This window comes from Roseospira navarrensis (genome assembly GCF_009601025.1).
Classification (GTDB): domain Bacteria; phylum Pseudomonadota; class Alphaproteobacteria; order Rhodospirillales; family Rhodospirillaceae; genus Rhodospira; species Rhodospira navarrensis.
Genome location: NZ_WIVE01000046.1, coordinates 24,117 through 33,211, shown reverse-complemented (window position 1 = coordinate 33,211; position 9,095 = coordinate 24,117). Strand labels below are relative to the sequence as shown.

Annotated in this window: 8 protein-coding genes; 2 read left to right on the top strand and 6 right to left on the bottom strand. The window is 67.9% G+C overall.

Going from position 1 to position 9,095, the window contains the following annotated elements; all coding sequences use genetic code 11:
* Positions 1 to 492: 492 nt before the first annotated feature.
* Positions 493 to 1,047: a CinA family protein gene (locus tag GHC57_RS13595; protein ID WP_211369198.1), complete on the bottom strand. Its 555-nt coding sequence runs from the start codon at positions 1,045 to 1,047 to the stop codon at positions 493 to 495.
* A complete protein-coding gene (locus GHC57_RS13590; RefSeq protein ID WP_153345150.1) occupies positions 1,044 to 1,565 on the bottom strand; it encodes a phosphatidylglycerophosphatase A family protein in 522 nt (173 codons plus the stop codon). The genes GHC57_RS13595 and GHC57_RS13590 overlap by 4 nt, the downstream gene beginning before the upstream one ends.
* Positions 1,566 to 2,008: 443 nt before the next feature.
* Here GHC57_RS13590 and GHC57_RS20040 point away from each other — a divergent pair, with 443 nt between their 5' ends.
* Both GHC57_RS20040 and GHC57_RS13580 read left to right on the top strand, forming a co-directional pair.
* Positions 2,009 to 3,334: a M23 family metallopeptidase gene (locus GHC57_RS20040; protein WP_153345148.1), complete on the top strand. Its 1,326-nt coding sequence runs from the start codon at positions 2,009 to 2,011 to the stop codon at positions 3,332 to 3,334.
* Complete coding sequence (locus GHC57_RS13580) at positions 3,318 to 3,905, top strand: bactofilin family protein (RefSeq protein WP_153345146.1); 588 nt, start codon at positions 3,318 to 3,320, stop codon at positions 3,903 to 3,905. The genes GHC57_RS20040 and GHC57_RS13580 overlap by 17 nt, the downstream gene beginning before the upstream one ends.
* A 391-nt stretch (positions 3,906 to 4,296) precedes the next feature.
* Here the strand turns inward: GHC57_RS13580 and GHC57_RS13575 are convergent, their stop codons facing one another.
* The 4 genes from GHC57_RS13575 to GHC57_RS13560 all read right to left on the bottom strand — a co-directional run bounded on the left by GHC57_RS13575 (position 4,297) and on the right by GHC57_RS13560 (position 9,078).
* Positions 4,297 to 5,544, bottom strand: coding sequence for a phenylacetate--CoA ligase family protein (locus GHC57_RS13575; RefSeq protein ID WP_153345144.1), 1,248 nt, complete (start codon positions 5,542 to 5,544; stop codon positions 4,297 to 4,299).
* A gap of 109 nt (positions 5,545 to 5,653) precedes the next feature.
* Positions 5,654 to 6,499 (bottom strand): ABC transporter ATP-binding protein, encoded by an 846-nt coding sequence (locus GHC57_RS13570; protein WP_153345142.1) that lies wholly within the window; start codon positions 6,497 to 6,499, stop codon positions 5,654 to 5,656.
* Between the two features lie 126 nt (positions 6,500 to 6,625).
* Positions 6,626 to 7,870, bottom strand: coding sequence for an ABC transporter substrate-binding protein (locus GHC57_RS13565; protein ID WP_153345140.1), 1,245 nt, complete (start codon positions 7,868 to 7,870; stop codon positions 6,626 to 6,628).
* Between the two features lie 74 nt (positions 7,871 to 7,944).
* Entirely contained in the window at positions 7,945 to 9,078 is a 1,134-nt protein-coding gene (locus GHC57_RS13560; RefSeq protein ID WP_153345138.1) for a branched-chain amino acid ABC transporter permease, read from the bottom strand.
* Between the last annotated feature and the right edge of the window lie 17 nt (positions 9,079 to 9,095).

Here is a 9,095-nt window from a genome sequence, read left to right as displayed (position 1 = left end):
GGTCCTGCTGGGAGGTCCAGGCGCGAACCGGACTCCCTCCCCTGGATAGGGGAGGGCTGGGGTGGGGTTGAAAAAAGGCTCGTGGGGTTGATGCGGCAAGTGGGGTCCGTGCGGAAATGAACGCGCCCCCCTCCCAACCTCCCCCCGAAGGGGGGAGGAGAACAGGCCGGCACCGGCCGCAACCGGTGTTCTCCCTCCATCCTGAGAATTGCTGGAGCCGCGCTCTTGGTGTTCTTCGTGTCTTGGTGGTGAATGATCCGCCGGCGCTGTCCGATCATCCAGCGCTCTCCCTGAAGACGTGTGACTCGGATGGCCCCACCTCCAGGGCGCCCCCCCAGGGAAGCCCCCCAGGGAAGCCCCCCAGGGAAGCCCCCCAGGGAAGCCCCCCAGGGAAGCCCCCTGTCGCCGCCGCTGACCAACCTGCTGCCGGATGATCTGGACAAGGCGGTGGAGCGGCGCGGCCATCGGTTCTGCCGGTCCGCGGGCGCGCGATCACGCCTCTGGGGTGGGGGGCAGCGGCTCGCCGTCGTCGTCGGGCGCATCGTCGCCGCGCAGCACGATCAGTTCTTCCAGCAGATCGATGGCGGCGTGCACGCTGGCGCGCCGCACATCGTCCCGGCTGCCCGCGAACACATAGCGTTTCGGCCGCACCAGCCCGTCGATGCGGGCGGCGGCCAGATACACCAGCCCGACGGGCTTGGTCTCGGTGGCGCCGCCGGGCCCGGCGATGCCGGTGATCGAGACGCCCAGGTCGGCCCCGCTGGTGGCCAGCGCGCCCAGGGCCATGGCGACGGCCGTTTCCTCGCTGACCGCGCCCACGGTGTCCAGAAGCTCCTGTTCCACGCCCAGGATCTGCGTCTTGGCGGCGTTGGTGTAGGTCACGTACCCCCGGTCCACCACCGCGCTCGACCCGGGAATGGCGGTCAGGCTGGCGGTCAGCAGGCCGCCCGTACAGGATTCGGCGGTGGCCAGAGTGAGGTTCCGCTCCCGGCACAGGCCGATCAGGGCGCGGGCGTGCGCGACCATGTCGTCTTCCACAAGGCTCATGCGATCAGACTCCGGATGGTGGACGCGGCCAGCACGACGACGGCGGCATAGACGCCGGCGGCCATGTCGTCGGCCATGATGCCGAGCCCGCCCGGCACCATCCGGTCGAGCCAGCCGACGGGCCAGGGCTTGGCGATGTCGAAAACGCGGAAGGCGACGAATCCGACGCCGAACAGCACCGGATCAAGCCCGGCGGGCACCAGGGCGAGCCACTGACCGGCCACCTCGTCGATCACCACCTCGCCGGGATCGTCCCGGCCGACGCTCCGTGCATAGACCGTGCTGGCCCAGAGTCCCACCGCGAACACCACCAGGGCGGCGGCGAGCAGGCCCCAAGGGCCACCCGCCCACGCGAAGCCCCAGGCGAAGGGCAGGGCGGCCAGGGACCCGGCGGTGCCCGGCGCCCAGGGGGACAGCCCGCTGCCGAACCACACGGCCAGCCACCCGGCCATGCCCTCGACGCGGCGAGGCGGGCCGGAGGGGGGCTCCGGTGCGGGGGCGCTTGATGGTGGTGTCATGGCGGCGGAAACCCGTGTGCGTGCAAAAGTGGCGATCATGCCCCGAGCGAGCTATTAACGAGCGAGTTCACCCAGGCCGATTCGGGGTTTTGGTCCCGGGTCGGCTGCCAGGGCACCTCAGCCGGTTCGAATAACCCATACGGCATGAAACACTTTTCTCCATCGCCTTGCAAAGGGGGGATTTTAGCCATATTCCTTCGTCGCCCCGGGACGGGCGCGCCACGCCCAGTCCCGGCGCTCTGACTTTTTATGCCGAAGGTCAGAGATGGTGCCGTGAGTCCCGACCCCATCCGGCGTACACTGTCCGGCCAGGGGGGGCAGGGGCCTGTGACGATTGGCACGCCGCGAGGGCGCGCCTATCCGATAGGATATAGATCGGTCGTGGAGCGCGCCGCCGGGGCGTGATCGTCGGGCCGGGACCAGACAGAGGAAGACACAGAGACATGTCGGAGTACGATCCCCAACAGCTCAGCCTTCCCCCCTGGAAACGGGCCCTCCGCCGGGCCTTCCCCGAACGCCACATCATGATCCGGGCCGACAACGGCGGCTATCACGCCTGGACGCTGGGCAGCCTGAGCCAGGCCGTCGCGGCCGCCGGCGGTGTGGTGCTGCTGGGCATCGTGACCTACAGCCTGGCGATGGTGATCTGGGTGGATGCCGTCATCGACTCCAAGACCGCCGAGGTCAACGAGGCCCAGGACAACTACAAGCAGCTTCTGGCCGAAGTGGCGCTGTACCGGGATCAGGTGGCGGAGGTCACCCGCAGCCTGGAGAACAACCACGCCGTCATCGCCCGCTACGTGGACTCCGACGCGCCCGACACCGGCGAGGCCCAGCCGCAGGCGGCCGAACCCGGTCCGGTGAAGGCGGGCTGGGAGGCCGAGGCCGGCCGCGCGCGCGATGCCCTGCTGGCCCAGTTGGCCGAGATGGAGCAGGGCATGGCCGAGCTGTCGGAGGCGCACCAGCTTCTGGCCCGCTTCGACGATTTCGAGCTGGAAATGCGCAAGATGGTCCTGCAACGGGACCTGGCCCTGGAAGAGAACAAGGCCCTGACGCAGCGCGTCGGCTCGCTTGAGGACCTTGTCATCGAGATGGAAACCGCCCAGGCCGCTCTGCTGAACCATTTCGGCGTGGTCGCCCAGACCCGCATCGCCGACATCGAGGACAGTCTGTCCGAGGTCGGGCTGGACGTGGACAGCCTGCTGAACAGCCTCGTCGTCAATCAGGACGGTCAGGGTGGTCCGTTCGTGCCCGCCGACCTGCCCATCCTGGACAAGCCCGTGTTCAAGGATACGGTCGTCAGCCTGAATTCGCATGTGGATCGGCTGGACGCGCTGCGCGACCTGACGGACCATCTGCCGCTGACGCGCCCGATCATTTCGGGCTACCGGCTCAGCAGCCGGTTCGGCGTGCGCCGCGACCCGATCAATGGCCGCCTGGGCCGTCACGAGGGCCTGGACTTCGCCGCCCCCAGCGGGACGCAGATCATCGCGCCGGCCGCGGGAAAGGTGGTTTACGCTGGCTGGCGCGGCCGGTATGGTCGAACGCTTGAGATCAGCCACGGGATGGGGATCATCACCCGCTACGCGCACCTGTCCAGCATCTCGGTGAAGGCGGGCGATCTCGTGACCCGGGGCGACGACATTGCCGCCGTCGGCAATTCCGGCCGCAGCACCGGCTCCCATCTGCATTACGAAATCCGGGTCAATGGAGTGGCCCGCAACCCCGCCAAGTTCATGAAGGCCGGCCAGCATGTTTTCAAGGGCTAACCAGAAACCCGCCCCGTCCCCCTCGGCGAGCACCACGCCGACGGTGCCCGACCGCAAGCCGGACCGGCGGACGGGAAGCGAAGCCGGCCCCGAACGGGCGGTGCCCTCCATCGTCAGTGCCGACCTGACCGTGACCGGCGATCTGGTCAGCGCGGGCGAAATCCAGATCGACGGCCGGGTGGAAGGCGACATCAAGTGCGCCTCGCTCATCATCGGGATCGCCGGCGCGGTCACCGGCGAGGTCAGCGCCCAGACGGTGCGGATGCACGGCACGGTGAGCGGTCAGGTCATCGCCAAGTCGGTCTTTCTGGCCAGCACCGCCCGCATGGTCGGGGACGTGACCCACGAAAGCCTCGCCATCGAACCCGGCGCCTTCATGGAAGGGCATTGCCGGCGCATGGCGGAGATGCCGGACCTGAACCTGCCGAACGGCAAGGCTCCCGCCGAGGCCGTCGATCCGCCGCGCCTGACCGGCACCGCAGGCGCCGCCGACCCGGACGCGGCCACCACCGACGCGGCGGAGAGCGCCGACACCGAGGCCGACGCCGACACCAAGGCTCGCGCGAAGTAAACGCCCGGCCGGGCTCGTCCCGGTTCGTCGCCGATCAGGTCAACAGACTACGGATCGGGTGGAGGCTCCCCGCACATCGGGGCCATTCGCCGTTTGCGGAGCGTCAGGGTTCCGACTCCAGATGCTAGGGGTGTCATGGTTCGTGCCCCCTCACGAGATCCTTCGCACCCTTAGGGTGCTCAGGATGACAAACTCTATACAAAAATGGGTCATCCTGAGGGAGCCCCCGCGACCATCGTTCCGATGGTCGCACGCCTTTGCGGCGACGCGACGCGTCGCCGGGGGCGACCGAAGGACCTCGTGAGGCGGGTTCGACCCCTGCAGTGTCACAGCACGGCAATCCGGGTTCGGACCCCTGTTGCGGCCCTGACACGTTCATCGTCGGCCAGTCTCAATCGAACCGGCGCACGTCCTCGATCACCTTGCCGTCGTTGGGCAGGCTGTCCGGCGGCACGATCTCGATCACGCCCTTCAGCTTGGTGACGGCCTGCACGGCCTCCGAGACGCGCGCGGCCAGCGCGTCGTCGGGCCCCTCGGCGCTCTCGCAGCGCAGGGTCATGACGTCGTTGGACTGGGTGTCGTGCGAGACCACCAGCCGACCGCGCCCGAGCGCCGGGAAGCGCTTCATGACGGCCGCCACTTGCTCGGGGTGGACGAACATGCCCTTGACCTTGGTGGTCTGGTCGGCGCGACCCATCCAGCCCTTGATGCGCATGTTGGTGCGGCCGCACGGGCTCTCGCCCGGCAGCACGGCCGACATGTCGCCGGTGGCGAAGCGGATCAGCGGATACTCGGGCGTGAACGAGGTGACGACCACTTCGCCCACCTCGCCCGGCGGCACGGGATCGCCGGTGCCGGGGCGCACGATCTCGACGATCACCCCCTCGTCCACCACCATGCCTTCCACGGCGCCGTCCGGTCCCGGGCTCTCGAAGGCGATCAGGCCCAGGTCGGCGGTGGCGTAGCACTGATGGACCTGGATGCCGGCATCCCGGAAGGCGGCGCGCTGCGGCGGCAGGAACGCCTCGCCGGAGACCAGCCCCTTGGTCAGGCGGGGCAGGGCCACGCCCATCTCGGCGGCCTTCTCCAGGATGATGCGCAGGAACGACGGCGTGCCCACATAGCCAGCCACGTCCAGCCCGACCATGGCGTTGACCTGCTGTTCCGTGTTGCCCACCCCGGCGGGGAAGACGGGGCAGCCCAGCGAGCGGCAGGCGTCGTCGAAGATCCAGCCGCCCGGCGTGAAGTGATAGGAAAAGCAGTTCTGCACCATGTCGCCGCGCCGGAAGCCGGCCGCGAACAGCGCGCGCCCCAGGCGCCAGTAGCCGGTGCGGGCCCCCTCGGGGTCGTTGATGGGGCCGGGCGATTGCAGGATGCGCCCGATGCTGCCCCAGTCGGAGACCAGCCCGCCGAGCGGCGGATGATCCGCCTGCAGCCGGATCAGGTCGCTCTTGCGGGTCACCGGCAGACGGGCCAGGGCGGCCGGGTCGGTCACCGAATCCGGATCCACATCCGCCAGCATGCGCCCGAAGTGGGCCGCGCTGCCCTTGGCGATGGCGATCAGGCCGGGCAGGGCCGCGAACTGCTCCTCCAGGCGCTGGGCCTCCGGGCGGGTTTCCAGGTCGTCGAAGTACTTCATGGGGCGCGGTCCCTGTGTCCTGTCGGAATGCGAACGGTGCGGGCACACCCAAGAGCATCCGGTCCCGGGCGTTGTTGCAATCGGCAGCGCGACGGCGCCGACGAGAAACCTAGATCCACCGCTTCCGGCGCTTGTAGGACTTGAGGTTCTTGAACGACTTGCGGTGTTCGCCGCCGCCGCCGAGGTAGAACTCCTTGACGTCCTCGTTGTCCAGAAGGTCGGCCTGGGTGCCGTCCATGACGACCTTGCCCGATTCCATGATGTAGCCGTAGGAGGCCGCCCCCAGCGCCATCTTGGCGTTCTGCTCCACCAGCAGGGTGGTCATGCCCAGTTCCTTGTTGAGCTTGCGCACGATGTGGAACACCTCCTTCACCAGGAGGGGCGCCAGCCCCATGGACGGCTCGTCCAGCAGGATCAGCTTGGGCCGGGCCATCATGGCGCGGCCGATGGCGAGCATCTGCTGTTCGCCGCCCGACAGGTAGCCGGCGAGGCCGGTGCGCTCCCGCAGGCGGGGGAAGTAGTCCAGCACCATCTCCAGGTCGCGCTTGACGGCGGCCGCGCCGTCCTTGCGGGTGTAGGCGCCGAGGCGGAGGTTCTCGATGACCGTCATGTCCTCGACGATGCGCCGGCCCTCCATCACCTGGAAGATGCCCCTGCGGACGATCTGCTCGGGGGCCATGTTGGCGATGTTCTCGCCCATGAAGCGGACCTCGCCGCGCGTGACCTCGCCGTTCTCGGTGCGCAGCAGGCCGGAGATCGCCTTGAGCGTGGTGGTCTTGCCGGCGCCGTTGGGGCCCAGCAGGGTGACGATGTCGCCCTCCGGCACGTCCAGGCTGACGCCGCGCAGGACCAGGATGACGTCGTCGTAGACGACCTCGATGTTGTTGACCGAGAGGATCGGTTCGCGCGCCGGCGTGGCGGCGGGGGTCTCGGCGGCGGCGGCGGATGCGGACATGAAGGGCCTCGACGCGATCAGGTCAGGATGAACGGCAGGGACGAGCCGGGCGGACGACGCGGCGGGGCGCGCCGGCCCGTTCTTCGGATCGGGGACGGAGCCGCATGACCCCGTCCCCGGCCGATCCTACCAGCCCAGCCAGTCGTCGCGGCGGGGCAGGGTGGTCTGCGTGACGCGCTCGATGCCGACATCACCGCCGTCGTTGGTGCCGCGGTAGATGTTCACGGTCATCGTGCCGCGGTGGTCCTCGGCGGTCCAGGTGGAGGGGATGCACACACCTTCCAGGCCTTCCGGAACCCAATCCTGCTTGGCGTACATGCCCTGCTTGATGTTCGGGCCGGTGATGCCGCCGTTGGCCTTGGCCCACTCCATCGCCTCCTTCATGTAGTAGGCGGTGCAGATGCCGCGGATGTAGTGGTGGGTGCGGAACTCCACGCTGGGATCGGCCATTTCGGAGATGGCGCGCACGGTTTCCATGCCCGGCGCGTCGGAGCCCCAGAAGGCGTTCGCCGCAACGAAGATCAGGTTGCGGTCGGTGTCGCCGATGGCGGCCATGGTTTCGCGGTCGCCGCCCCAGATGTTGGCCATGAACTGCACGTCGGTGCCGACGGTGTCACAGGACTTGAACAGCGAGACCACCGACGGACCCAGGTTGCCGATGTAGGCGTAGTTGGCGCCGTTTTCCTTGATGGTCAGGCACTGCGCCTTGAAGTCGCCCGGCTTCAGCGAGACCACGACCGGGTTCAGCACCTCGAAGCCCAGTTCCTCGGCATAGGCCGCGCAGGCTTCCTTGGGCGCGTTGGGGTAGGGGTGGTTGTCGCCGGTGTGGACGAACTTCGGCGTGCCCTCGCCGCCGTTGGCTTGCCAGTCCTCCATCGCCCACTGCGCCAGGGCGCGGCAGCCGTCGGAGTAGGACGGGCCGTAGAAGAAGTTGTAGGGCGCCGGCTTCTGGGTGTTGGGGTTCTTGCCGGTCGGGTCGGTCAGGTGGCCCGAGTAGGACGCCGACCAGACGGGGATCTCGTCCTTGGCGACGAAGCTGATGAGCGCTTCGGTGTCGCCCGTGCCCCAACCCTGCATGGCGACCATGTCCTGTTGGGTCCACTTCTTGTAGAACGAAATGGCGCGCGGCACCTCGTAGGCGTAGTCCACGCTGTCCATCTCGATGGTGGTGCCGTCGATCCCGCCGTTGGCGTTGATATAGGCCACGGAGTCACGGATGGCCGGGCCGTAGAACTTGCCCACGAAGCCGGTCGCGCCGGTGATGTCCATCAGGTGGCCGACGAAGACGGACTCCTGCGCCTGGGCCGCGGTGCTGGCCGCGGCCATGATGCCCAGGCTGGTGGCACAGGCCAGGGTGAAGGTCTTGCGCATGGGATGTTTCCTCCAGGTTCCGATTAAGACAGTTGTTTGTCTTGTTGGTGGTTCACGGCCGATCTTGCGCCGGCCTAGTACGAGAACGGATAGAGCTTCCAGTAGGCCTTGATGAGGCGCCATCGGTGCGCCAGACCGTCCGGCTCGAAGATGAGGAACAGGATGATTGCCGCGCCGATGGCCATTTCCTTGAAGTAGGCCAGGCCGTTGGTAATCATCGGCGTGTTGCCCCATTCGGTCGAGGCGATGATGTCCACGCCGCCCGCCATGACCTCGGGCAGCAGGACCATGAAGATGGTGCCCAGCATGGCGCCCATCACCGAGCCCAGTCCGCCGATGATGATGATGCCGAGGAACTGGATCGACAAGAGAATGGTGAAGCCCTCGGCGGACACGAAGCCGAGGTAGTGCCCGTACAGCGCCCCGCCGATGCCGGCATAGAACGACGAGATGCCGAACGACAGGATGCGGTATTTGGTCAGGTTGATGCCCATCACCTCGGCCGAGAGGTAGTGGTCCCGCACGGCCACGAACGCCCGCCCGTCGCGGCTGCGCATCAGGTTGGCGGCCAGCACGAACAGGATGATGGTCAGAGACAGGGCGAACAGAAAGAACTTCTGGTCGGTGTCGAAGGTCACCCCGAACAACTCGATGCTGTTGGCGAGCGAGCCGTAGGACCCGCCCGTGAACCAGTCCAGCCGGATGAACAGATCCTCGATGATGAACTGGGCGGCCAGGGTGGCGATGGCCAGATACAGGCCCTTGATGCGCGCCGCGGGGCTGCCGAACAGCAGGCCGACGGCGGCGGCAATCAGGCCGGCCAGCGGGATCGAGAGCACCACCGGGATGCCGTAGGTGTTGTTCAGATAGGCCGAGCCGAAGGCGCCGATGCCGAAGAAGGCGGCATGGCCCAGCGAGATCTGCCCGGTAAAGCCCACCAGGATGTTCAGGCCCAGGGCGGCGATGCCCCAGTAGCAGGCCTGGATGGCAAGGCTGAGGTACTGGGCGTTGTAGAACGGCGCGAACAGGCTGCTCAGGACCGGCGCCTCTTCCACCCCCGGCGCCAGAACGGGGATCAGCACCATCACGTACAGCGCCATCAGGAACAGCACCATCGCCCAGCGGCTGTTCCGGGTGTCGAAGATCACAGTGTCCTGCTTGTAGGTGGTGCGGAAGTCACCGCAGGGTCGCAGGCTCATGGTGGCCATCGTTGGGTCTCCTTCGT

Excerpts from the sequence above, each read along its gene's own strand:
- GHC57_RS13570 (WP_153345142.1), bottom strand. The coding sequence starts at position 6,499 with ATGTCCGCATCCGCCGCCGCCGCCGAGACCCCCGCCGCCACGCCGGCG.
- GHC57_RS13575 (WP_153345144.1), bottom strand. The coding sequence starts at position 5,544 with ATGAAGTACTTCGACGACCTGGAAACCCGCCCGGAGGCCCAGCGCCTG.
- GHC57_RS13595 (WP_211369198.1), bottom strand. The coding sequence starts at position 1,047 with ATGAGCCTTGTGGAAGACGACATGGTCGCGCACGCCCGCGCCCTGATC.
- GHC57_RS13590 (WP_153345150.1), bottom strand. The coding sequence starts at position 1,565 with ATGACACCACCATCAAGCGCCCCCGCACCGGAGCCCCCCTCCGGCCCG.
- GHC57_RS20040 (WP_153345148.1), top strand. The coding sequence starts at position 2,009 with ATGTCGGAGTACGATCCCCAACAGCTCAGCCTTCCCCCCTGGAAACGG.
- GHC57_RS13560 (WP_153345138.1), bottom strand. The coding sequence starts at position 9,078 with ATGGCCACCATGAGCCTGCGACCCTGCGGTGACTTCCGCACCACCTAC.
- GHC57_RS13565 (WP_153345140.1), bottom strand. The coding sequence starts at position 7,870 with ATGCGCAAGACCTTCACCCTGGCCTGTGCCACCAGCCTGGGCATCATG.
- GHC57_RS13580 (WP_153345146.1), top strand. The coding sequence starts at position 3,318 with ATGTTTTCAAGGGCTAACCAGAAACCCGCCCCGTCCCCCTCGGCGAGC.